At 69.7% G+C, this 22,028-nt stretch carries 21 protein-coding genes; 11 read left to right on the top strand and 10 right to left on the bottom strand.

What is annotated here, in order from left to right:
* The first annotated feature begins 36 nt into the window (after positions 1 to 36).
* Positions 37 to 1,569: a class I SAM-dependent methyltransferase gene (locus tag RAC69_RS10030; protein ID WP_375086690.1), complete on the top strand. Its 1,533-nt coding sequence runs from the start codon at positions 37 to 39 to the stop codon at positions 1,567 to 1,569.
* Positions 1,570 to 1,687: 118 nt separating this feature from the next.
* A complete protein-coding gene (locus RAC69_RS10035; RefSeq protein ID WP_341932889.1) occupies positions 1,688 to 2,743 on the top strand; it encodes an LLM class flavin-dependent oxidoreductase in 1,056 nt (351 codons plus the stop codon).
* A gap of 52 nt (positions 2,744 to 2,795) precedes the next feature.
* Here the strand turns inward: RAC69_RS10035 and RAC69_RS10040 are convergent, their stop codons facing one another.
* On the bottom strand, positions 2,796 to 3,395 hold the full coding sequence (locus RAC69_RS10040) for a TetR family transcriptional regulator (RefSeq protein ID WP_375086691.1): 600 nt from the start codon (positions 3,393 to 3,395) through the stop codon (positions 2,796 to 2,798).
* Positions 3,396 to 3,497: 102 nt separating this feature from the next.
* Here RAC69_RS10040 and RAC69_RS10045 point away from each other — a divergent pair, with 102 nt between their 5' ends.
* The 4 genes from RAC69_RS10045 to RAC69_RS10060 all read left to right on the top strand — a co-directional run bounded on the left by RAC69_RS10045 (position 3,498) and on the right by RAC69_RS10060 (position 7,116).
* On the top strand, positions 3,498 to 4,193 hold the full coding sequence (locus RAC69_RS10045) for a GPP34 family phosphoprotein (RefSeq protein ID WP_375086692.1): 696 nt from the start codon (positions 3,498 to 3,500) through the stop codon (positions 4,191 to 4,193).
* Positions 4,194 to 4,278: 85 nt separating this feature from the next.
* Positions 4,279 to 4,839: a small multidrug efflux protein gene (locus RAC69_RS10050; RefSeq protein WP_375086693.1), complete on the top strand. Its 561-nt coding sequence runs from the start codon at positions 4,279 to 4,281 to the stop codon at positions 4,837 to 4,839.
* Between the two features lie 44 nt (positions 4,840 to 4,883).
* Positions 4,884 to 6,866: a collagen binding domain-containing protein gene (locus tag RAC69_RS10055; RefSeq protein WP_375086694.1), complete on the top strand. Its 1,983-nt coding sequence runs from the start codon at positions 4,884 to 4,886 to the stop codon at positions 6,864 to 6,866.
* On the top strand, positions 6,841 to 7,116 hold the full coding sequence (locus tag RAC69_RS10060) for a type II toxin-antitoxin system PemK/MazF family toxin (protein WP_375086695.1): 276 nt from the start codon (positions 6,841 to 6,843) through the stop codon (positions 7,114 to 7,116). The genes RAC69_RS10055 and RAC69_RS10060 overlap by 26 nt, the downstream gene beginning before the upstream one ends.
* Here RAC69_RS10060 and RAC69_RS10065 read toward each other — a convergent pair.
* The 9 genes from RAC69_RS10065 to RAC69_RS10105 form a co-directional block, all read right to left on the bottom strand.
* On the bottom strand, positions 7,059 to 8,816 hold the full coding sequence (locus tag RAC69_RS10065) for an alkaline phosphatase family protein (protein WP_375086696.1): 1,758 nt from the start codon (positions 8,814 to 8,816) through the stop codon (positions 7,059 to 7,061). The two genes, RAC69_RS10060 and RAC69_RS10065, sit on opposite strands and share 58 nt — an antisense overlap.
* Positions 8,817 to 8,900: 84 nt before the next feature.
* A complete protein-coding gene (locus tag RAC69_RS10070; RefSeq protein ID WP_375086697.1) occupies positions 8,901 to 9,944 on the bottom strand; it encodes an ABC transporter ATP-binding protein in 1,044 nt (347 codons plus the stop codon).
* On the bottom strand, positions 9,944 to 10,744 hold the full coding sequence (locus tag RAC69_RS10075; RefSeq protein ID WP_375086698.1) for an ABC transporter permease: 801 nt from the start codon (positions 10,742 to 10,744) through the stop codon (positions 9,944 to 9,946). Before RAC69_RS10075 ends, RAC69_RS10070 begins: the two co-directional genes overlap by 1 nt.
* Before the next feature lie 2 nt (positions 10,745 to 10,746).
* Positions 10,747 to 11,574, bottom strand: coding sequence for an ABC transporter permease (locus RAC69_RS10080; RefSeq protein ID WP_375086699.1), 828 nt, complete (start codon positions 11,572 to 11,574; stop codon positions 10,747 to 10,749).
* A complete protein-coding gene (locus RAC69_RS10085) occupies positions 11,571 to 12,650 on the bottom strand; it encodes an ABC transporter substrate-binding protein (protein ID WP_375086700.1) in 1,080 nt (359 codons plus the stop codon). The genes RAC69_RS10080 and RAC69_RS10085 overlap by 4 nt, the downstream gene beginning before the upstream one ends.
* A gap of 40 nt (positions 12,651 to 12,690) precedes the next feature.
* A complete protein-coding gene (locus RAC69_RS10090) occupies positions 12,691 to 13,161 on the bottom strand; it encodes a DUF3830 family protein (RefSeq protein ID WP_375086701.1) in 471 nt (156 codons plus the stop codon).
* Positions 13,158 to 13,916 carry a gamma-glutamyl-gamma-aminobutyrate hydrolase family protein gene (locus RAC69_RS10095; RefSeq protein ID WP_375086702.1) on the bottom strand — a complete coding sequence of 253 codons (759 nt, stop codon included), beginning with the start codon at positions 13,914 to 13,916 and terminating at the stop codon, positions 13,158 to 13,160. The genes RAC69_RS10090 and RAC69_RS10095 overlap by 4 nt, the downstream gene beginning before the upstream one ends.
* Positions 13,913 to 15,403: an aldehyde dehydrogenase family protein gene (locus RAC69_RS10100; RefSeq protein WP_375086703.1), complete on the bottom strand. Its 1,491-nt coding sequence runs from the start codon at positions 15,401 to 15,403 to the stop codon at positions 13,913 to 13,915. The genes RAC69_RS10095 and RAC69_RS10100 overlap by 4 nt, the downstream gene beginning before the upstream one ends.
* A 114-nt stretch (positions 15,404 to 15,517) precedes the next feature.
* The gene (locus tag RAC69_RS10105) at positions 15,518 to 16,543 is read right to left on the bottom strand and encodes an Lrp/AsnC family transcriptional regulator (RefSeq protein ID WP_375086704.1); all 1,026 of its coding nucleotides are present in this window, start codon (positions 16,541 to 16,543) and stop codon (positions 15,518 to 15,520) included.
* An 81-nt stretch (positions 16,544 to 16,624) separates the two neighbouring features.
* Here RAC69_RS10105 and RAC69_RS10110 point away from each other — a divergent pair, with 81 nt between their 5' ends.
* From RAC69_RS10110 to RAC69_RS10130, 5 genes are all read left to right on the top strand, one after another.
* Positions 16,625 to 16,918, top strand: coding sequence for a hypothetical protein (locus tag RAC69_RS10110; RefSeq protein WP_375086705.1), 294 nt, complete (start codon positions 16,625 to 16,627; stop codon positions 16,916 to 16,918).
* 70 nt (positions 16,919 to 16,988) lie between these two features.
* Positions 16,989 to 18,416, top strand: coding sequence for a CCA tRNA nucleotidyltransferase (locus RAC69_RS10115; RefSeq protein WP_375086706.1), 1,428 nt, complete (start codon positions 16,989 to 16,991; stop codon positions 18,414 to 18,416).
* A gap of 135 nt (positions 18,417 to 18,551) precedes the next feature.
* Entirely contained in the window at positions 18,552 to 19,874 is a 1,323-nt protein-coding gene (locus RAC69_RS10120; RefSeq protein ID WP_375086731.1) for a GAF domain-containing protein, read from the top strand.
* A gap of 116 nt (positions 19,875 to 19,990) precedes the next feature.
* Positions 19,991 to 21,550 carry an aldehyde dehydrogenase family protein gene (locus RAC69_RS10125; RefSeq protein ID WP_375086707.1) on the top strand — a complete coding sequence of 520 codons (1,560 nt, stop codon included), beginning with the start codon at positions 19,991 to 19,993 and terminating at the stop codon, positions 21,548 to 21,550.
* Complete coding sequence (locus RAC69_RS10130) at positions 21,550 to 21,984, top strand: DUF779 domain-containing protein (RefSeq protein WP_375086708.1); 435 nt, start codon at positions 21,550 to 21,552, stop codon at positions 21,982 to 21,984. Before RAC69_RS10125 ends, RAC69_RS10130 begins: the two co-directional genes overlap by 1 nt.
* Positions 21,985 to 22,028: the final 44 nt, after the last annotated feature.

The following is a 22,028-nucleotide window of genomic DNA, read 5'->3' on the forward strand; positions in this document are numbered from 1 at the left end:
GCGTCCGGCCGAAAGAGAACCCTGAAGACGCGTAGAGTGACGGCCGTGTCCGACACCGCAGCGCCCGTCCCCGATCACTCTCTGAGCACCGCGCTCGCCGCCGATCTCGACGCCGCCGATCTGCGGTCGGAGCCCCTCCGACGCCTCTGGGGCGAGGAGGCCGACGACGCCCTCGCCCGCGGCATGCGCGAACCCATCCTGCGTGCGACGGCCGGTGACGACGGGGTGCTCGCGACTCTCGGACGCCTCTTCGTACTCGGGATGCCGCAGCGGACGGCATCCGTCTCCGCCGCTCTCCCGCGGCTCGGCGTCGACGGGCTCACGGCACTCGGTCTCGCGCGGATCGACGGCGAGCACGTCGTGCCGACCGCGCTGCTGCGCCCGCAGTCGTTCGTGGACGCCGACGGCATGGGGGAGTGGTGGATCGCGAGCGACCTCGACGAGGTCGCCCTCGACGGCGCCCTTCCGCCCGATCACGTGCTCGGCATCGGCGGGGCGTCACGGACGCTGGCGGAGATCATCATGCCGATCGAGGTCGACCGGGCGCTCGATCTCGGCACCGGCTGCGGCATCCAGGCACTGCTCGTCGCACGTCACGCGGGTGCCGTCGTCGCCACCGACATCTCGGCGAGGGCGCTCGCGTACGCCGAGCTCAACGCGCAGCTGAACGGCGTCGCGAACATCGAGTTCCGCCAGGGCAGCATGTTCGAGCCCGTGGAGGGCGAGGCGTTCGACCTCATCGTCTCGAACCCGCCGTTCGTCATCACCCCGCGTGTCGACGGCGTTCCCGAGTACGACTACCGCGACGGCGGCCTCGTCGGCGACGCGCTCGTCGAGCAGTTCGTGCGTGCGGCGCCGCGGTTCCTCACGGTCGGCGGTGCGGCACAGCTGCTCGGCAACTGGGAATCGCGCGGGGGTCAGGCCGAGCTCGCGCTCCGCTCCGGACTCGACCGACTCTCGTCGTGGGTGCCCGCCGAACTCGACCTGTGGGTCGTGCAGCGAGAGGAGCTGACGCCGCTCGGCTATGCGGAGCTGTGGATCCGCGACGGCGGCACGACGCCCCGCGATCCCGACTTCACGCCGCTGCTCACCGCCTGGCTCGACGACTTCGCGGAGCGCGGCGTCACCGGGGTCGGTTTCGGGTACATCCTCATCCGTCGTCCGTCCGGAGCCGCGCCGCTGCGGCGACTGGAGCGCGTCACGCAGCCGGTGTCGAACGTGGGAGGGGCGCTGCGCGCCGGGCTCGCCGCCCACGACCTGCTCGCCGAGGGGCTGCCGATGACGCTGGTCACGGCATCCGACGTCACGGAGGCCCGCCACCTGCTGCCGGGCAGCGACGACCCGAGCATCATCGAGCTGCGCCAGGGCGGCGGATTCGCCAGGACGGTGTCGGTCGACCCCCCGCTCGCCGCGTTCGTGGGCGCCTGCGACGGCGAACTGACCGTGATGCAGATCGCCGCTGCGCTCGCCGACCTGTTCGAGGTGCCGTTCCCTGCGCTGTGGGCCGACCTCGAGCCGCGGATCCGGGCGCTCGTGATCGACGGGTTCCTGGCTCCGGCGGCCGCATGAACATTTGCGGCCTCGGGCATGTTCTGCGGCCGCTGGCGCGCCCGGAGGCCGCACAAGGTGACGATGGCCGAAGAAGTCGCACGGAATACCCCGCGGCATCCATGCGTTCGAATACACCATGAAGGCTTTCGGATTCCTCTCTTTCGGCCACTACGCCGATGTGCCGGGTTCGGCGACCCGCACGGCCGGTGACATGCTCAAGCAGACGATCGAGATCGCGGAGGGCGCAGACGAGCTCGGCGTGAACGGCGCCTCGGTGCGCGTCCACCACTGGGCGCGCCAGGCCGCGTCCCCCATGCCGGTGCTGGCGGCGATGGCCGCGCGCACCCAGCGCATCGAGGTCGGCACCGGCGTCATCGACATGAGGTACGAGAACCCGTTCCAGTTCGCCGAGGAGGCCGCGGCCCTCGACCTCATCGCCGACGGACGCATCGCCCTCGGCGTGAGCCGCGGGTCACCCGAGACGGCGCTGCGCGGCTACGAGACCTTCGGGTTCCACGATGAGGAGGACCCCGAGCGCGGATCGGTGCTCGCCCGCGAGAAGTTCGACCTGTTCCTCCGCGCGATCGACGGCGAGGGGCTCGCACCGGGCGACCCGCGGATGGTCGGTGCGGGGCGCTACCTGCAGATCGAGCCGCAGTCGCCGACCCTGCGCGACCACATCTGGTGGGGCTCCGGATCGCGGGCGACCGCCGAGGAGACCGGCCGCAAGGGTCTCAACATGATGAGCTCGACCCTCGTCACGGAGGCGACGGGTCAGCCGTTCCACGAGCTGCAGCGCGAGCAGATCGACCTCTTCCGCGCGGCGTACAAGGATGCCGGTCACACCGGCGCTCCGCGTGTCTCGGTGAGCCGCAGCGTCTTCCCGCTCGTGTCGGACATGGACCGGGCGTACTTCGGTCTGCGCAGCGAGGAGAACGCCGACCAGGTCGGCATCATCGACGGATTCCGTTCGACGTTCGGCAAGACCTACGCGGCCGAGCCCGATGTGCTCATCGAGCAGCTGAAGGCCGACGAGGCCGTGATGTCGGCCGACACCCTGCTGCTCACGATCCCGAACCAGCTCGGCCCGGCCTACAACCTGCACGTGCTCGAGGCGTTCGCCGAGCACGTCGCGCCGGCACTGGGCTGGAAGCCCAACACCGAGGGGCCCGTCCAGGGCGACCCGGTCTGAGTCGATCGACGACGAGAGGGGCGGATGCTGCGGCATCCGCCCCTCTTCGTCTTCAGCGCACGGGCGCGGAGGGGAAGGAGACGTCGAACACCGCGTCGACGGCGCGCGCGAGAGTGGCGGCCTCGTCTTCGAGGTGCGTGGCGCGCCGGGGGAGGGCTCGAGCGATCGACAACCCGTCGACCACCGTGAGCAGGAACTGCGTGCGCCGCGCGTTGTCGCCGGCGACGAGCGCGCCTTCGGTCTCGAGGATCGCGAGCCAGGCGCCGACGCGGCGGGCTGCCTGTGCTTCGAGCACCTCGTAGCCGGCCCGCGCCTCGGGGGTCGCGTCGGGTCCGGCGAACGCCTCGAAGATGCTGAGCCACACATCGCGCGCGGCATCCGGTCCGCCGAACGGCTGGAGCAGGCGGAGGAGGCATTCGCGCAGACGTTCGCGCGGGGGGACGGAGGTGTCGCGGATCCGCTCGTCGGGCATCGCCTCGTCGTACGTGGCGGTCAGCGAGGCGTTGAGCAGATCCCGCTGCGTGGGGAAGTAGTGCCTGAGCGTGCTGGCGCCGATGCCCGCGCGGGCTGCGACCGCCCGCACGCTGAGCCGCTCGGCACCCTCCCGGATCATCTCGGTCGTGGCTGCGAGGATTCGCTCCCTGGTTCCCATTGCTGTCCTCCCCAGACGAGTCTAAACGGGTGGCACAGCGTTCTAGTACACCGTGCCGCCGTCTAGTACACCGTGCTAGTACAGTGTGCTAATATGGTTCGCATGACCGACGACAGCCTTCAGGAGCAGCGAACCGGCACCCTTCTCGCCGAGGACGTGCTCCTCGCGCTCTTCGACCCCTCCTCCGGCACGATCGCCGGAGAGAACACCCTCTTCTCCGTGCTCGGCGGCGCCGTGCTCGCCGACCTCGCACAGGCGGGACGCGCCACGAGCGAAGACGCCGGCATCCGCGGCGTGCGCATCCACAGCGCAGGCGATGCGCCCGACGACGAGCTGTTGCGACCGGCCTGGGACTACGTCTCGGAGAAGCCGCGCGAGGTGCAGGGGGTGCTCGCGGCGATCGGACCGAACCTCCGGGCTCCGCTGCTCGACCGTCTCGTGGACCATGGACACCTGGGCCGCACCGCGCATCGTGCCCTCGGCGTGTTTCCGACGACCAGGCTCACCGACGGCGACACGGGCCGACGCGCTCAGATCATCGACGCCATGCGTCGCGCACTCGTCGACGGAGAGCAGCCCGATCCCCGGACTGCCGCGGTGATCGCGCTCGTCTCGGCCAGCGGTGGACTGCCGACGCTGCACAGGGAGATCCCGTGGTCCGGAGCGACCGCGACGCGCGCGAAGGAGATCGAGCGCAACGACTGGGCCGCCGGCGCTGCGGCCGCGGCCGTCACCCGCACCATGGTCGCGATCATCACCAACACGCTCGTCGCCACCACCGTCATCGCACACCGCTGACCCGCGGCATCCCGCCCGCTGCGCCCGTGTGCAGCGGTGATCGGAGTGCCCGCCGACCATCCCGAATCCCGTCCGAGGAGAGAACGTGAACGTCTTCGAATTCCTGCAGAACCTCGCCTCCGAGGTTCCCCTGTTCGTCCAACCCCTGATCGTGGCGCTCGCCGCCGCGATCCCCTTCATCGAGGGGGAGCTGGCGTCGGTGCTCGGCGTCTGGGCCGGTCTGCACCCGATCGTGGCCGCGGTCGCCGCCGTCTCCGGCAACTTCCTGTCCGTGCTGCTCGTGGTCTTCTTCGGCGCACGGATCCGCGCAGCGATCCTCGCCCGGCGCGCACGTCGGGCGCAGGCAGTGCCCGTCGCGGCCGCATCGGGCGGCGCCGTGGACCTGCATGCAGAAGGGACCGAGCCCGAGACGAAGCCCGAGTCGAAGGGAGTGCAGCGCCTCAAACGCTTCCTCGTGCGGTTCGGTGTTCCGGGCGCCAGCATTCTCGGTCCGCTCGCGCTCCCGACGCAGTTCACCGCCGCCGTGCTCGTCTCGACCGGGGTATCGAAGCAGTGGGTGCTGCTGTGGCAGGCGATTGCGATCGTGCTCTGGACGAGCGTCACCACGCTCATAGCGACCGGCGTGCTGAGCCTCGTCACGGCCTGAGATCGGCTCTCCCCTTCTGTGCAGTATGCCGATACTCTGGCCGCATGCGTGCGCCGAAGAGGGGAATCCTGGCGGGAGCGCTTGCGCTCGCCGTCGTGCTGGTCGGGGCGATCCCGGCCGCAGCAGCCACGACCACGAGATGGGCGACGTGGCAGCCCCTCGCCGGTTCGGGCGGCGCGTACACGACCTCGGTCGAGATCGCGGCGAATCCCGCCATCACCGCGACCATGACCAGCGATTCGCGCGCCGGACAGGTGGGCGTGATACCCGGCACGTCGGTGTGGCTGCCGGCGAGCACCGACGTCGGCGCGAAGTACGGCTCGAGCATCAACCAGCAGTACCTCAACCTGCGGCCCCGCGCGGACAACGCCGCGAGTCCCTCCACCACCACCTACTCGTTCGCGAACCCGACCCCGTCGTCGGGGTGGACGTTCGTGCTCGGCGACATCGACGCCGACGCCGTGCGCATCCAGGCGATCGGTCCGAACGGGCAGCCGCTCACGGCGGCACAGCTCGGGTTCCAGGGCGGGTTCAACTACTGCGCTCCCGGGCTGGCCGGAAAGCCCTCGTGCACGGGGGATGCCGCAGACGTGCCCTCCTGGGATCCGACGACCCTCACGCTCACAGGCAACACCGCGGCCGCCGATACGAGCGGAGCGTCGGCCTGGTTCGAACCCTCCGCACCGATCAGCTCGCTGAGCTTCGTCTTCTCGCGTCGGGCCGGATTCCCGGTGTACCAGACCTGGTTCGCCTCGATCGCGCGTGACATCACGGGCACAGTGACCGACATCGTGGACGGACCCCTTGACGGGGTCGAGCTCAGCCTCACCGATGCGAACGGCGTGGTGGTCGCCACCACGACCACCACGAACGGCGGCACCTACACGTTCCCCGGGTACGTCGCGGCCGACGGCTACACCGTGCGCGTCGTCGCACCCACAGGGAAGATCGCCGTGGGCGCCAACGCGCAGCAGGCGGATCTGACGGATGCCGACGCGGTCGCCGACTTCCAGGTGCGCGACATCGTTCCGGTGGCCGTGTCGGGCAGGGTCACCGACGACGACGGGAACGCGCTCGCCGGCGTCACCGTCTCGATCGACGGAGGACAGACCACGACGACGGATGCCGACGGCTTCTACCTCTTCGACTCCGTGCCGGTGGGCGGGCACACGGTGGTCGTGTCGCCGCTGACCGGCTACTCCATCACCGATCCGACGCAGGTGATCGCCGTTCCGGCCGACAGCGAGGATCCCCTCGAGAACGTCGACTTCGCATTCGTCGAGAACCCGACGCTGAGCGGCAGCGTGCTGGTGGGCGGCACGGGCGTCGCGGGGGTGACGATCACGGCGACGGCTGCCGGGGGTCCTGCCCTCACCGCGGTCACCGACGCGAACGGCGACTACTCCTTCCCTCGACTTCCCTCGGGCTCCTACGAGGTCACCGTCACGACCCCCGCGGGCTACACCGCGACCGGGGCGACCACGCGCACGGAGAGCGTCGCCGCCGACGACCTCATCGACGTGGACTTCACGCTCGCGCGCCTGGGCGCGATCGACGGCGTCGTGCGCGGCGACGGTGTGGCTCCGATCGCGGGAGTGGTCGTGACGATCGCCGGCGGCACGTCGCAGCAGCTGACGACGGATGCCGCGGGGAACTACGGTCTCGGAGACCTCGCTCCCGGCACCTACACGATCACGGTCACGCCTCCCGCGGGGACGACGGTCGTCGGGTCGGCGACGCGCACGGTCACGGTCACGGGTGCAGGCGAGACGTTCGTCGACCAGGACTTCGCGCTCGCTGCGGTCGCGGTGCCCCCGGTCGACCCGGGGACCCCCGGCACCCCGGGCGCCGGCGGGGGCGCCGTGACACCCGGATCGGGGACCGGAACGCGCCTCCCCGCGACCGGTCTCGGCCCGGAGACGTTCGTGTGGGCAGGAGCCGGAGCCGCGGTACTCGCACTCGGCGCCGTGCTGCTCGTCGCCTCGCGGCGTCGCTCCCGCCGTGACGGCAGCGACCTCGACGCCTGACGGACGCCGACCGCTGAGACCGCGCGGACTCGTCGAAGGGCCGAGCGGGCTCGACCGTCCCTCCTGGATCATGACCGAGCAGCCGCGGACGGTTTCACGCGAACGACTCACCGGCATCGCGGGTTCGGTCAGCCCGGGATGTCTCGCCGAGGTGCGCCTGGCTCGGAGACGTCCTCGACCTCTGACCCCGGGTCAGGCGCTCTTGGGCGGACCGAACAGCTCCTCGCCGTGCTCGTGCAGCAGGCGGTAGGCGTCGGCGAACGTCTTCGGCTCGGGCTCGTCGGGGCGCCCGTACTTCGCGATCAGCAGCCCCAGGAGCCCGCGGGCCGGGGGAGTGAGCGGCTTCATCTGCGCCTCGACGCCGTCCTGCGGCGTGCGTTCCTCGGGGTTCGGCGGAGTGTACGACGGCGTCGTGATGGGCCAGTCGGCCGGATGACGGGGCTTGTCGAGGTTCACGACGCTGAAGAGGGTGTTCGCCGACTGGTCGCGGTCGTTGAGCGGCTTCAGTCCGTGCAGGCGCGACAGCGTGGCGGTGACGGACCCGTGATGCATCTCGTCGTGGATGATCGTGTTCCGCCTCGTGTACGCCGACACCGCGATGGCCGGCACCCGGCATCCGAGGCGGTCGAACGTGAAGTCCATCTCCCCGGGCCCAGTGTCTGCCGTCGGCTTGGTCGCGGCGGGCGGTGGAACGTGGTCGTAGGTGCCGCCGTGCTCGTCGAACGTGATGAGCAGCAGTGTGTTGACGGCGTTCGACCCCTTCGGGGATGCGCTCGTGCGGATCGCCTCGTAGATGTCGTGGATCAGCCGTTCGCCCGCTCTCACATCGGAGATGGCGCTGTCGAACACCTCGCGCCCGTCGACCTCGCCCTCGCGCGGAGACCCGAACGGCGGGTGGAAGTCGTTGTGGTCGTAGACCATGCGGGGCTCGATGAAGGCGTACGCGGGCAGGGTGCCGTTCTTCGCGTCGGCGTAGAAGTCCTCCATCGTGCCGAAGTGCTCGGTGCGCCAGTACTTCTCCAGCACGGTGACGTGCAGCATCCCCGTGTACGAGACGAGCTGCAGCTTGTCGATGTAGATCTTCCAGCTGACGTCCTCGTCCTCCAGGCGGTTGAACACCGTGGGGGCAGCCGGAGCCGACAACCACTTGCCGAAGCCCGCGCCGCCCTGGTTCGTGACGAACCCGTGCGAGGTCGAGGCGTGGAAGAAGGAGCGGTTGCAGAACGTCTGCGACGGGACCCCCGCGAACCAGTGGTCGAACACGGCGAACTCCGTCGCGAGCGTCGACAGCACAGGCAGCATCTCGGGAGAGAACGAGCCCATGATGTGCGCCGCTTCGGCGGGCTGGGGAGGTTCGCCCTGCCGCAGACGGCGGAAGTTGATGATGTAGTCCTCGAGGAAGCCCGACATCGTGGCCTTCTCGCCGTGCGTCGGAGCGTTGAACGGAGCGGTCATCTGCTCGGCGAAGAGGTCGGCGTTCCCCTTCGGGTCGATCGTGCCGAAGATCTGCGTGTTGACGTGCGGGTACTCCTCGCCCGGATCCGGGTCGGGGTAGCTCATGATCCGGTCGGTGTCACCGGTGTAGATGTGGGCGTCGACGACGGTGCCGTCGGATGCCGTGTTGCTGTGCGTCCCGAACGCGAGGCCCTCGAACGTCTGGCCTTTCGGGAGGTTCTCCGCCGTGTAGAGATAGCCGAGCAGATTGTCGAACGAACGGTTCTCACCCATCACGACGACGAGATGGTCGAACCCGGGTTCGCTGCGAGGCGTGAGTGCGGAGAACGGGTCGGGATCGGAGGCGAACCCGTCTCTCGTGCCTCCGGCGACGCTCGCGCCGATCGCCGCACCGCCCCCGCCGCCCACGACCGCACCCGCGAGAGCGGCCCCTCCCATCTTCAGGAAACCGCGCCGGGAGGTGTCGCCGGGGCCCTGCTTCTCGTCTGCCGCCACGAGGCCGATCCTAGGCTCCCAGCCGCGCGGGCGCACCCGTGTGCCCGCGGGTGCCGACGACGGAGAGTCCGGCGGGGTCCGGGGTCAGGCGGCGCCGATCCACTGCACGGCGCCCTCGCGCCATCCGAGACCGGCCTTGCCCTCGTCGATCTGCTCCTCGTGACGAGGGCGGACGACGCGCAGGCGGGTGCCCGCGAGCGAGACGATGTACACGACATCCGCGCCCCGGTAGACCCGGGCCACGACCTCCACGTCGAGCGGGGCGTCGGCGCCGACGGTCGGTGCGAGGCGCAGATCCTCCTGGCGGAGCACCACCTGCCCCGCTCCGTCCGGACCCGCTCCTGTCATGGGCAACCGGATGCTCGTGCCGTCCACCGTGGCGATGGCGCCGGCGCGCGTGGCGGGAAGGAGGTTCGCCGCGCCGATGAAGTCGGCGGCGAACGGCGTGCGAGGAGCGCTGTAGAGGTCGCTCGGATCGCCCTCCTGCTCGATCACACCGGCGTTCATCAGGACGATGCGGTCGGAGAGGCTCATCGCCTCCTCCTGGTCGTGCGTCACGAAGACGGTGGTGAGCCCGAGCGTGTGGTGCAGCTCCTTCAGCTCGACCTGCATGTCCTCCCGCAACCTGGCGTCGAGGTTCGACAGCGGCTCGTCGAGCAGCAGCACGCGGGGTTCGAAGGCGATCGCGCGGGCCAGCGCCACGCGCTGCTGCTGGCCGCCCGACAGCTGCGCCGGCATCCGATCGGCGAGATGACCCATCCGGACGCGCTCCAGGGCGCGGCCCGCGAGCTCGCGCTGCTCCGCCCGCGAGCGGTCGCCGGCCATCCGCAGACCGAAGCGCACGTTCTCCCGCACGCTCATGTGCGGGAAGAGCGCGTAGCTCTGGAACATCATTCCGAGGTGGCGCCGCTCCGGGGGGAGCCGGGTGACGTCTTCTCCCGCGATCTCGATGGTGCCGGTGGTGGGCGACTCGAGCCCGGCGATACACCGCAGGAGAGTGGTCTTGCCGCAGCCCGAGGGGCCGAGAAGCGAGACGAACTCCCCGGAGCGCATCGACAGGTCGATGCCCTTGAGGACGCTGGTGCCCTTGAAGTCCTTGGTGAGAGCGGTGATGGTGAGCGTGGTCATCAGACGAACAACCTTCCGAGGCCGATGATGCGTTCGAGAGCGATCATGAGAACGACGGTGAGCAGGACCATCAGGGTCGAGACGGCGGCCACGGTGGGCGACGTGCTGAACTCCAGCTGGCCGTAGATGGCGATGGGGAGCGTCTCGAGCTGCGGGGTGCGCAGGAAGAGGGCGATGACCGCATCGTCGAACGAGATGTTGAAGGCGAAGAACGCGCCGGCCGCGATGCCGGGGCGGGCGATGGGGAGCACGACGAGGCGGTAGCGATTCCAGGTGCTCGCGCCCAGGGTGCGTGCAGCCTCCTCCGTGAAGTGGTCGGCCCGCGCCATGACGCCGGTCACGGTGCGCATGACGTACGGGATGGCGATGACGATGTGGATCGCGATCAGAACGCCCACGTTCGGCGAGCCGATCGTGAGGGATGCCACGGACAGGGCGCCGATCGCCAGGATGATCGTCGGGATCGTGAGGGGCGACATGAGGAGCGCCTGGATGGCGGCGCCGCCCGGAACCCGGAACCGCGTGAGTGCGAGAGCGGCCGCCGTGCCGATGGCCGCCGCGAGGACCGCGACGGTGACGCCGACGACGAGGCTCAGACGGAACGGCTCGAGATACGTGTCGGAGGTGAGGGCGTCGACGTACCACTCGAGCGTGAAACCCTGCCCAGGGAAGGTCAGGAAGCGGTTCTCGCCGATCGAGGCGCCCGCGACGACGAGCAGGGGGACGAGCATGTACAGCGTCACCACGACGGCGAGGACGATCGCGAGGACCCTGGCGATGACGGGGATGGAACGGACCATGGTCACACCTTCTGCTTCCCGAGCCGGGACGTCGCCGCGAGGACGAGCATGACCCCAGCGAACAGCAGCACGGCCTGTGCCGCAGCGAACGACCAGTCGAGGTTGGTGGTCGCGTCGACGTAGATGGTCTGAGCGAACACCGGGATCTGGGCGCCGCCGATGAATCGCGGAGTGATGAAGGAGCTCACCGAGAGGACGAAGACGAGCGAGGCGCCGGCGACGATCCCGGGCACCGCGAGGGGGAGGACGACGTGCCACAGCGTGCGCCAGAAACCCGCCCCGAGGGTGCGTGAGGCCTCCTCCAGCTGCGGTCTGATGCCGGAGATCACCCCGAGGATGCTGAGCACCGCGAAGGGCAGGAGAACCTGGACCATTGCGATCACGACGCCCGTCTCGGTGCCGAGGAAGCCCTGGGTGCCGCCCGCGAGGGATTCTGCTCCCGGGATCTTCATCATCAGTCCGGCCGGCCCCATGAGCACGACCCAGCCGAAGGTGCGCACCACGACGCTCGTCATGAGGGGGAGGATCACGACGATCAGCAGGAAGGAGCGCACCTTCGGTCCCGAGCGTGCCATCACATAGGACAGCGGGATGGCGAGCACGAGGGTGATCACCGTCTGGATCACCCCCAGGCGGAGCGAGCGCAGCGCCGCCTGGAGGTGATACTCGCTCGTGAACAGACGAGCGAAGTTGTCGAGCGTGAACCCGCCTGCCGACGACTGCACGCTCATGAGGAGCATGCCGGCCACCGGGGTGACGAAGGCGAGTGCGAGCAGCGCGATCGCCGGCAGGAGAAGGAGCCAGGGCTCCTTACGGGTTCGTGTGCTCATTTGGTGATCAGCGCATTCCACTCGTCGGTCCACGCGGAGCGGGATGCCGCGATGTCACCCGGTGCGTAGACGACGACGCTCTCCAGCTCGTCGCCCGTCAGGACCGCATCCGCGGCGTCGTCGGACAGCTCCGCCCGAGTGTTCACGGGCGAGTACCGCATGTTCTCGGCGAACAGCGCCTGCGCCTCGGCGCGGAGCTCGTAGTCGATGAACAGCTTCGCGAGCTCGGGGTTGTCGCGTCCCTCGACGACGTTCGCCGTGATGAGCGAGGCCGTGGCCCCCTCGTCGGGCACGATGAACTCCACCGGCAGACCGGCGTCCTGCAGAGTGCCCGCGTAGTCCATCGCGTAGGGGGCGAGCCATGTGTCGCGCTGCGCGAAGGCCGTCTGCAGATCCGGCGACGTCGGCACGACGATCGCGTCTCCCGCAGAGGCCAGGGCGCCGAGATCGGCGATCGCCTGCGAGGGGTCGTCGATGCCTCCGCCGAGCGCGTCCGCCACGCGGAGCATCGAGAGGACTCCGTAGGTGTTGGAGAAGTCGGTGAGCGCGACATGGCCCGCGTACTCCTCATCGAAGAGGTCGAGCCACGACGTGGGCGCCGGGGCACCCGACTCGGTGTTGTAGACGAGACCGATCGGGGCGAGCTGGATGACCGGTCCCTCACCACGCTCGAGCCCCGCGGTCGCGAGGTCGACGAGGTCGGCCGTCTCGGACAGGTCGTCGGCGGCGATCGGCGCGAGGAGACCGTCCTGCGCGGCCGTGAACTCCTGGCCGCCCGAGAAGTGCACCACGTCGATCTGGGGGCTGGCCTTCTGCGCGGTGATCTGCGCGAGCGCGTCGGCGCTGTACAGCGTGATCAGCTCGACCTTCGCGCCCGTCTCCTCCTCGAAGGGGTCGACGACGGCCTCCAGGAAGGTCTTCTCCCAGTCGCCGCCGAACGAGGTGACCACGATGGTCTCCCCGGCGAACTCCTTATCGGCGGACGCTGTGCCGTCGTCGCCCGCCGAGCAGCCGGCGAGGACGAGAGCGCCGGTGGCGACGAGCGCTCCGGTGGTGAGGATTCTTGAGGTTTTCATGCACTGCTCCTTCGGGATGGGTCCAGCACGGGGTCGACGCTCAGCTGAGGCGTCCGATGGTGAGCTGCTTGGCTCCGTCGATGCGGATCGCCGCGCTTTCTGCGGCGAACTCCGCGAGTCCTTCGGTGATGCCGCCCCAGATGTTGACGGGCGTCCACCCGAGCGGCCCGAGAGTACGTGCACCACGATCGTAGAAGACGCCGATCTCGTACCACTCGAACGGCAGGCCGCCCATCTGCATGGGGCGCTGCCAGTACCACTGCAGATCGCCGGGCGCCGGCACGACCTGCTGGTTCTCGAAGGGGACCTTCTCGGGGTCGAAGTTCTGCGCCTCCTCGGGCAGTCCGACCATGACCTCCGGTCCGGCGTACATGGCGTGCATGGCCTGCATGGTGACCGGCTTCTCGAGGGCACCCCACATCGCTTCGCAGGTGCGAGGCGCGAGGTCCTCGAACAGGGTGGCGACGGCGCGGACGCCGTTCTCGTACTCGAGGAAGACCTTCTTGGTCATCGTGTTCCTTTCTTCGCAGCGGCGTGTTCCGCTGCTCGTTCACGGGCGGCCGAGACGAACGCCGCGAACAGCGGCATCTCCTCCGCCGCCTCGTCGGGGGCGATCATCTTCTCCGGATGCCATTGGACGGCCCAGAAGGGCCAGTCGCCGTCGGCCTCGACGGCCTCGACGATGCCGTCCGGCGCCCACGCGACGGCATGGAAGCCGGGTGCCGGCTCGGCGACGGACTGATGGTGGATCGTGTTCACGGTCCGCTCGTCCGTACCGTAGAGGTCGGCGAGCCGGCTGCCCTCGGCGAGGGCGATCGAGTGACGGGCCGCGAGCTGCTGGTCGGCTCCGCGCACGGGCAGGTGCGCGGCCGTGTGGGGGATGTCCTCGATCAGCGAGCCGCCGAGGGCGATCATGCTGACCTGCAGGCCGCGGCAGATCGCGAGCACGGGCAGGCCGCGCCGCCGCGCACCGTGCACGAGGTCGATCTCGAACGCGTCGCGCGCGGGGTCGTAGCTCCTGCCCGGCTGCACGTCGGATCCGTAGCGGGCGGGGTGCACGTCCTCCCCGCCCGAGAGCACGAGACCGTCGAGGCGGTCGAGCACCTCGTCGACGCCCGCTGTCGGCGGCAGCAGCACCACCGCGCCGTCGGCTGCCTCGATCGGAGCCGCGTACTCGGCGCCCAGGCTGTGCGCGGGGCGGCCGGTGCCGAGGTCGGTGTCGATGGCGCGGCGCCAGGTGGTGATGCCGATGAGAGGACGGGTCACGACAGCTCGATCCAGGTGGACTTCAGGTCGGTGAACTTCTCCATGGCGTGCAGGCTCTTGTCGCGCCCGAACCCCGACCCCTTCACCCCGCCGAACGGGATCGTCATGTCGCCCTCTTCGAAGCAGTTGACCCAGACGACCCCGGCACGCAGTCGCCGCGAGAGGGTGTGCACGGCGTTGAGGTCGGTGCTCCACAGGGCGGCCGCGAGGCCGTACTCGGTGCCGTTCGCGATCGCGAGGGCGTCCTCGACGTCGTCGTAGGCGATGACCGAGAGCACCGGACCGAACACCTCGCGCTGCGCCACCTCGTGCCGGGGTGTCACGCCGAGCACCACGGGTGCGAAGTAGCTCCCTCCGGCGACCGCGTCGAACCGCTCGGCGCGGCCGGCGGCGAGCTCGGCTCCCTCGGTCTCGGCGCGCTCGACGAATCCGGCGATGCCCGCCAGCTGACGCTCGCTCACGATGGCTCCCATCGACGTCGCGACGTCGAAAGGATCGGCGGGGAGACTGTGGCGCGCGACGTCGGCGGCGATGTCGAGCGCGCGATCGCGCTGGGCGCGCGGCACGAGCAGGCGCGAGGATGCCGTGCACATCTGGCCCTGGTTGTAGAAGCAGCCGTCGGCCGTCGCCCGCACGGCGCGCTCGAGGTCGGCGTCCGGCAGCACGAGGCTCGCGGTCTTGCCGCCGAGCTCCGGCCAGACCCGCTTGCCGTTGGATGCCGCGGAATAGCCGAGGAACTTCCGCCCGACCTCTGGAGACCCCGTGAACGTCACGATGTCGACGTCGCGGTGCTCGCCGAGCGCGCGCCCGGCGACCGCACCGGTGCCGGGTGTGACGTTCAGCACGCCGGCGGGGATGCCGGACTCGAGGGCCAGTTCGGCGAGCCGCAGCGCCGAGAAGGTGGTGTGCTCGGCGGGCTTGAGCACGACGCTGTTGCCCACGGCGAGGGCCGGCGCGAGCTTCCAGGCGGTCATCGTCAGCGGGAAGTTCCACGGCACGACGGCCGCGACCACGCCGGCGGGTTCGCGGCTCACGAGTGCGAGGCTGTTCGGCGCGGTGACGGGCATCTCGTCGAGAGCCTTGTCGGCGGCCTCGCCGTACCAGCGGAAGCAGGTGACCACGGCGCGGAGCTCGGTCTGCAGCGCTTCGCGCACCGGCTTGCCCATCTCGAGCGAGATCGTGAGCGCGAGCTCTTCGGCGTTGTCATGGATGCGCTGCGCGAACGCGACGAGGAGCTGCCCGCGCTCTCGGGGCGCGAGCCGCGACCAGACGCCCGACTCGAATGCCGTTCGGGCCGAACGCACGGCACGATCGACGTCGGCCTCCGAGGCGGCCGAGACGGGTGGGAGCGAGCGACCGTCGCGGGGGCTCACCGGCGTCAGCGGCTCGGCGGATCCGTCCTGCCAGGTGCCGTCGATGAACATACGCGTCCGCAGCGGTAGCGCCTTCGCGCGTTCCGCCCAGTCGTCTCCGTGTGCCGTGAACACGATCATCCTCTCCAGGGTGAAAGCCCTTTCGAGGATGATTGCCTTTTCTCGCCATCAGGTCAAGCTGAAAAGAACTAATCCGCCATTCTGTTACCTGCCGGTAACAGAATCGGCCTAAATACGAAGCGCGCCGGTCGGGGCGTCTCCCGCCAGTGCATCCGGGGCCTCGTCGACGATGAGAGACCCGCGCAGCACGGGCGTGATGACCACGAGGGACTCGACGACCTCGAGACCTTCATGGCCGGCGACGGTCGGCCCGGTGAGGAAGTCGTAGAACTCATCCGCATCGCGCACGAGCACGTTCGCGAGCAGCTGCGAGGTCCCGGTCGTCGCGGCGATGAACTTGATCTCGGGTGCGGCAGCCAGGGCGGCACCCACGCCCTCGAGCCGTGCCATCGGGACGCGGAACCACACGAGCGCCTCGAGCCCCAGGCCGAAGAGGCTGGGCACGACCTCGGTGCGGGGGTGCATGAGGCCTCGACGACTCAGCGACTCCATCCGTCTCCGCGTGGTGGTGACGTTGAGGCCGAGTTCGCGGGCGAGCTGTGCGACCGGCATCCGCCCGTCCTGGAGGAGCAGCCGGATCAGCGCTTCCTCGTCGGTGCTCAACGAGTCGCCCGGGTCGACCTCCGAGCCCGATGATTCATCGAGGAGCCGCGCCTGCTCGTCGGTCAGCACCCCGGCGCGCCAGTCGTGCCCTGATCGGAAGAACTTCAGCACCGTCGTGACGTTGATCGAGGCGATCCCGTCGAGCTCGGGGAAGTCGGTGAACAGCAGTTCCCTGATCGACGCGTCATCGCGGGGGAGCAGCATCCCGGCGATGTCGCTGCTGCCCTCGAGCACCGAGACGGACGAGGCGTCGGCGCGGCGGGCGAGCGTTCGCGCGACGTGCCACAGCGCGTGGGGTTCCGTCGTGATGCGGAACAGCACCGCTCGGGCATGGAGCACGCGGGCCGGATCGACGTAGGTCGACACGCGGACCACGCCCCTGTCGAGCAGGCGCTGCCCCCGGCGTGCGACCGTGCGCTCGGGCAGATCGACGACGCGGGCGATCTCGCCCCATGACGCGCGGCCGTTGACCTGCAGGGCCGCGGCGACGATCCGATCGGTCTCGTCAGCCATCACATCGTTCGCGGGCACGCGCTCTCCTTCACCGGGACGGACTCGGGTGAAGGCTATCCCAGTCCCGTCATCCGGTCGGCTTCTCGCTACGGTGGAGGCATGAGCTACGCGGGGGATTCGTCGATCGGTGCACGGGTGCGAGCGGTCGAGAAGGAGTACGCGGCGAAGCAGACGCGTCTGTTCGTGACGTTCGCCCTCGTCGAGGGATCCATCCTGCTGCTGGGCGTCGTGTTGATCTACGGCCTGGAGGTCATCGATCCCGAGATCGGCGTCTGGTTCCTCATGGGTGTGGCGCTGGTCGGCGGCTTCATGTTGAGCGCCTTGCTGCTGCGCCTCATCCGGACGAGGGCCGCGGCGGTGGCGCAGGCGAAGGGCGAGAACCCTCTCTTCTGAGGCCTTGTCCTGACGTCGGCGTCGGTCTGCGTTTTCCAGGCCCCGAAGGCCTCCGAGTACGCTGGAACCCATGCTCAACATGGCCGACGGCCTCGCCCGCCTCGGCGCGCTCGCCGAGAATCCGGTGGTCCGCACCCTCGCTGACGCGTTCGCCGCAGCGGGGTTCGACCTGGCCGTCGTGGGCGGTCCGGTGCGCGATGCGATCCTCGGACGCGAGACCCACGACCTCGACTTCACGACGAACGCGCAGCCCGACGACATCCTGCGCATCGTCACACCCGTGTCGACCGCTCAGTGGGACATCGGCCGGGCCTTCGGCACGATCGGCGCGCGCGTGCAGGGCGAGCAGGTCGAGATCACGACCTACCGCGCCGACAGCTACGACGGGGTGACCCGCAAGCCGACCGTCGAGTTCGGCGAGACGATCGACGGCGATCTCATCCGCCGCGACTTCACCGTGAACGCGATGGCGCTGCAGGTGCCGGCGGTGAAGCTGATCGACCCCACGGGCGGCGTCGAGGATCTCGTCGCGGGAGTGCTGCGCACGCCGGCCGATCCGCAGGTGTCGTTCGGCGACGATCCGCTGCGGATGCTGCGCGGTGCCCGGTTCAGCGCGCAGCTCGGATTCGCGATCGACGCCGCGACGACCGCGGCGATCGAGCAGCTGCGCGGCACCCTCTCGATCGTGAGCCCCGAACGCATCCAGTCCGAGCTCGTGCGACTCATGCAGACCGACGACCCCGTGCGCGGCATCCGCGTGCTCGTCGACACCGGACTGGTCGACGAGTTCCTGCCCGAGATCAGCGCGCTGCGCCTCGAGGTCGACGAGCACCACCACCACAAGGACGTCTACGAGCACTCGCTCACCGTGCTGCGGCAGGCGATCGAGCTCGAGCACTCGCGGCATCCCGGTGCGGCACCCGACGTGCCGCTGCGCATCGCGGCACTGCTGCACGACATCGGCAAGCCCCGCACGCGCAAGCTCGAGGACGGGGGAGCGGTCACGTTCCACCACCACGACATCGTCGGGTCCCGCATGGCGCGCAAGCGCCTGCAGGCCCTGCGCTTCGACACGGCGACCACCGAGACCGTCGCGACGCTCATCGAGCTGCACCTGCGCTTCTTCGGCTACGCCGAGGGCGCGTGGACGGATGCCGCGGTGCGCCGCTACGTGCGCGATGCCGGCGACGAGCTGGAGCGCCTGCACATCCTCACCCGCGCCGACGTCACCACGCGCAACAGGCGCAAGGCGTCGCGGCTCGCCTCGGCCTACGACGACATCGAATCGCGCATCGCGGCACTCCGCGAGCAGGAGGAGCTCGATTCGATCCGCCCCGAGCTCGACGGCAACCGCATCCAGGAGGTGCTCGGCATCCGTCCGGGCCGCGAGGTCGGCGAGGCCTACCGCTTCCTGCTCGAGCTGCGCCTCGACGAGGGCGTCATCGGGACGGATGCCGCGGAGCAGCGCCTCCGCGAGTGGTGGGCCGCTCGGGGCTAGCCCGCCGCTCGCTTGCAGGACCGGGAGCTGCGTCCGGGTTCGCGAACACTCCTGGCACACCACCCGCACAACCCGTATCGTCCGCGACACCCGGCTCGTACACTGAGACCACCCGCGATGACGATCGGAGACGATGTGGTTGCGCCGTGGCAGGTGTCGCGTGACGGCCCTGAGGCCTCCCGACTCCTCATCGAGCGCGCACACGAGGAACTGATCGCCGGCAACCTCGACGACGTGCGGCTGCAGCAGGTCCGTCCGCTCGTGCGCGAGTCGTGGGTGCGATCGTGGCGCGGACGCGTCGGCCCCGAAGGCATCCCCCCGATCGACCTCATGAGCGAGGAGCTCGACGAGTACCGCCGTGCGCACCCGCTCGCCTCGGCGATGGACATGATCCGCGCCCTTCTGCTGCCCGGCTCGGCCGAGGATTCGGGTGTCGTCGTCGCCGTCGGCGACCAGGCGGGCCGTCTGCTGTGGATCGAGGGCGACCGTCAGCTGCAGTCGCTGACCGACGGCATGGGTTTCGTCGCCGGTGCGAACTGGGCGGAGGATGCGGTGGGCACCAGCGCGCCGGGCACCGCACTCACGCTCGGCCAGTCCGTGCAGATCCGCGGCGCCGAGCACTACAACCGGCTCGTGCATCCCTGGTCGTGCTCGGCGGCCCCGGTGCGGGACCCTGAGACGCAGCGCGTGCTCGGCGTCATCGACGTCACCGGCGGGGAGGAGGTCGTGTCGACGCAGGCCAGACTGCTCGTCGATGCGACCGCGCGCGCCGTGGAGTCGGAGCTGCTCGTCGCTCGGCTCCGGCAACGGGCCGAGACGCAGCGCCCGGCATCCGTCTCCACGAGGGCCAGACCGACGACCCGTGCCACCCTGCACGTGCTCGGACGCGATCGGGCGCGGCTGGAGACCGAGACCGAGCACGAGGAGTCCGTCATCGAGCTGAGCGCCCGGCACGCTGCGATCCTGCTCATGCTCGCCACGCACCGCCAGGGCCTGTCGGCCGAGCGCCTCAGCGAGCTCGTCTACGGCGCAGACGCCTCGCCCGACACGCTGCGGCCCGAGATGGTGCGACTGAGGAAGGTGCTCGAGAAGCACGCTCCGAGCCTCGTGCCCGAGTCGCGTCCGTACCGTCTGCCCGTGCCACTGGAGACGGACGCCCACGACGTGCTGTCGCTGCTCGACCGAGGCGCGCACCGCGTCGCGCTGACCGCCTACCGCGGCCCGGTGCTGCCCGAGTCGACGTCGCCGGGCGTCGAGGACTTCCGCGACTCGGTGCGTGCTGCGCTGCGCGAGGCGATGCTGTCGGAGGCGAGCCTCGACGTGCTGCTCGCCTACGCCGAGATCCCCGAAGGACAGGCGGATGCCGAAGCGCTGCGCCTCGCGCTCGAGATGCTGCCGGCGCGCTCGCCGAAACGCGCGGGCCTCGTCACCCGGATCGAGCGGCTCGAAGCGCGCTGACGGTTCGCCGGGCACGCAACCTCCTGCAACGTTGCGCACCGGGGTGCAACGTCACGCGACCTACCTTCGGAGGATCAGCCGCCGCACCGAAGCGCGGCCCGTCGAAGGAGTCACCGATGACCATCGTCGAAGAGGACGTATCCACCGCATCCGCCGCCTACGCCGCACCGGGGCAGGCGGGATCGATCGCCGATTACCGCCCCCGCTACGGGCACTACATCGGTGGCGAGTGGGTCGACCCCGTGAAGGGGCAGTACTTCGAGAACATCAGCCCCGTGAACGGCAAGCCCTTCACCGAGGTCGCCCGCGGGACCGTCGAGGACATCGACCGGGCGGTGGACGTCGCCTGGAAGGCCTTCGCCACCTGGGGCAAGACCAGCCCGGCCGAGCGCTCGGTCATCCTCAACCGCATCGCCGACCGCATCGAGCAGCACCTCGAGAGCATCGCCGTCGCCGAGACCTGGGAGAACGGCAAGCCGGTGCGCGAGACTCTCGCCGCCGACATCCCCCTCGCGATCGATCACTTCCGCTACTTCGCCGGGGTGCTGCGGGCGCAGGAGGGCGGTATCAGTCAGCTCGACGAGAACACCGTCGCCTACCACTTCCACGAACCGCTCGGCGTGGTCGGCCAGATCATCCCGTGGAACTTCCCCATCCTCATGGCGGTGTGGAAGCTCGCACCCGCGCTCGCCGCAGGCAACTGCGTCGTCATCAAGCCCGCCGAGCAGACGCCGGCATCCATCCTGTTCCTGTTCGACATCATCGGAGACCTGCTGCCCGCCGGTGTCGTGAACATCGTGAACGGGTTCGGCATCGAGGCCGGCGCGCCCCTCGCCCAGCACAAGCGCATCCGCAAGGTCGCGTTCACGGGTGAGACGACGACGGGCCGCCTCATCATGCAGTACGCCTCCCAGAACCTCATCCCCGTGACCCTGGAGCTGGGCGGCAAGAGCCCGAACGTCTTCTTCGAGGACGTCGCGCGCGACACCGGCGACCCGTTCTACGACAAGGCGCTCGAGGGCTTCACGATGTTCGCGCTCAACCAGGGCGAGGTGTGCACGTGCCCGTCCCGCGCCCTCATCCAGCGGTCGATCTACGACGGGTTCCTCGCGGACGGCCTCGAGCGCGTCGGCAAGGTCGTGCAGGGCAACCCGCTCGACCCGGCCACCATGATCGGCGCGCAGGCGTCGAACGACCAGCTGGAGAAGATCCTCAGCTACATCGACATCGGCACGCAGGGCGGCGCCCGCCTGCTCACGGGTGGCGAGCGGGTCGATCTCGGCGGCGATCTCAGCGAGGGGTTCTACGTCGCTCCGACCGTGTTCGAGGGCACGAACGACATGCGCATCTTCCAGGAGGAGATCTTCGGGCCCGTGCTGTCTGTGACCTCGTTCGACGGCTACGACGACGCGATCTCGATCGCCAACGACACGCTCTACGGTCTGGGGGCCGGCGTCTGGAGCCGCAGCGGCGACATCGCGTACCGCGCGGGGCGTGCGATCGAAGCCGGCCGCGTCTGGACCAACACGTACCACCAGTACCCCGCGCATGCGGCGTTCGGCGGGTACAAGCAGTCGGGCGTCGGCCGCGAGAACCACAAGATGATGCTCGACCACTACCAGCAGACGAAGAACCTGCTGGTCTCGTACGCGGAAGGCCCGATGGGATTCTTCTGATGGCCGATCTCGACAGCCACCGGCGGGTCGCGGTGACGGATGCCGCGGCATCCCTCATCCGCGACCTCTCGGCGCAGCACGGTCCGCTGATGTTCCACCAGTCGGGCGGATGCTGCGACGGGTCGTCACCCATGTGCTACCCCGTCGGAATGTTCCTCACCGGGCCGAGCGACGTGCTGCTCGGCGCGCTCGACGTGGGTCTCGACGCCCCCGTCGAGGTGTTCATGTCGGAGTCGCAGTTCGAGTACTGGAAGTACACGCACCTCACCATCGACGTCGTGCCGGGCCGGGGTGCCGGGTTCAGCGTGGAGGGGCCGACGGGGATGCGGTTCCTCATCCGCTCGCGGATGCTGGACGACGCGGAACTCGTGTACTTCGGCCTCGCGCATGACACTCGTAAACGTGCGGAAACCGCCGGGAATGCTCCGGTTTGATCAGGAGATCGAACCGGTTTGAGTCGACGGCGGTGCAGATCGGG

The organism is Microbacterium sp. LS_15, from assembly GCF_041954735.1.
GTDB lineage: Bacteria > Actinomycetota > Actinomycetes > Actinomycetales > Microbacteriaceae > Microbacterium.

What these genes read in the sequence shown, in the direction of transcription:
- RAC69_RS10035 (WP_341932889.1), top strand. Translation starts at nt 1,688, where the DNA reads ATGAAGGCTTTCGGATTCCTCTCTTTCGGCCACTACGCCGATGTGCCG.
- RAC69_RS10040 (WP_375086691.1), bottom strand. Translation starts at nt 3,395, where the DNA reads ATGGGAACCAGGGAGCGAATCCTCGCAGCCACGACCGAGATGATCCGG.
- RAC69_RS10045 (WP_375086692.1), top strand. Translation starts at nt 3,498, where the DNA reads ATGACCGACGACAGCCTTCAGGAGCAGCGAACCGGCACCCTTCTCGCC.
- RAC69_RS10055 (WP_375086694.1), top strand. Translation starts at nt 4,884, where the DNA reads ATGCGTGCGCCGAAGAGGGGAATCCTGGCGGGAGCGCTTGCGCTCGCC.
- RAC69_RS10070 (WP_375086697.1), bottom strand. Translation starts at nt 9,944, where the DNA reads ATGACCACGCTCACCATCACCGCTCTCACCAAGGACTTCAAGGGCACC.
- RAC69_RS10075 (WP_375086698.1), bottom strand. Translation starts at nt 10,744, where the DNA reads ATGGTCCGTTCCATCCCCGTCATCGCCAGGGTCCTCGCGATCGTCCTC.
- RAC69_RS10080 (WP_375086699.1), bottom strand. Translation starts at nt 11,574, where the DNA reads ATGAGCACACGAACCCGTAAGGAGCCCTGGCTCCTTCTCCTGCCGGCG.
- RAC69_RS10085 (WP_375086700.1), bottom strand. Translation starts at nt 12,650, where the DNA reads ATGAAAACCTCAAGAATCCTCACCACCGGAGCGCTCGTCGCCACCGGC.
- RAC69_RS10090 (WP_375086701.1), bottom strand. Translation starts at nt 13,161, where the DNA reads ATGACCAAGAAGGTCTTCCTCGAGTACGAGAACGGCGTCCGCGCCGTC.
- RAC69_RS10110 (WP_375086705.1), top strand. Translation starts at nt 16,625, where the DNA reads ATGAGCTACGCGGGGGATTCGTCGATCGGTGCACGGGTGCGAGCGGTC.
- RAC69_RS10115 (WP_375086706.1), top strand. Translation starts at nt 16,989, where the DNA reads ATGCTCAACATGGCCGACGGCCTCGCCCGCCTCGGCGCGCTCGCCGAG.
- RAC69_RS10125 (WP_375086707.1), top strand. Translation starts at nt 19,991, where the DNA reads ATGACCATCGTCGAAGAGGACGTATCCACCGCATCCGCCGCCTACGCC.
- RAC69_RS10130 (WP_375086708.1), top strand. Translation starts at nt 21,550, where the DNA reads ATGGCCGATCTCGACAGCCACCGGCGGGTCGCGGTGACGGATGCCGCG.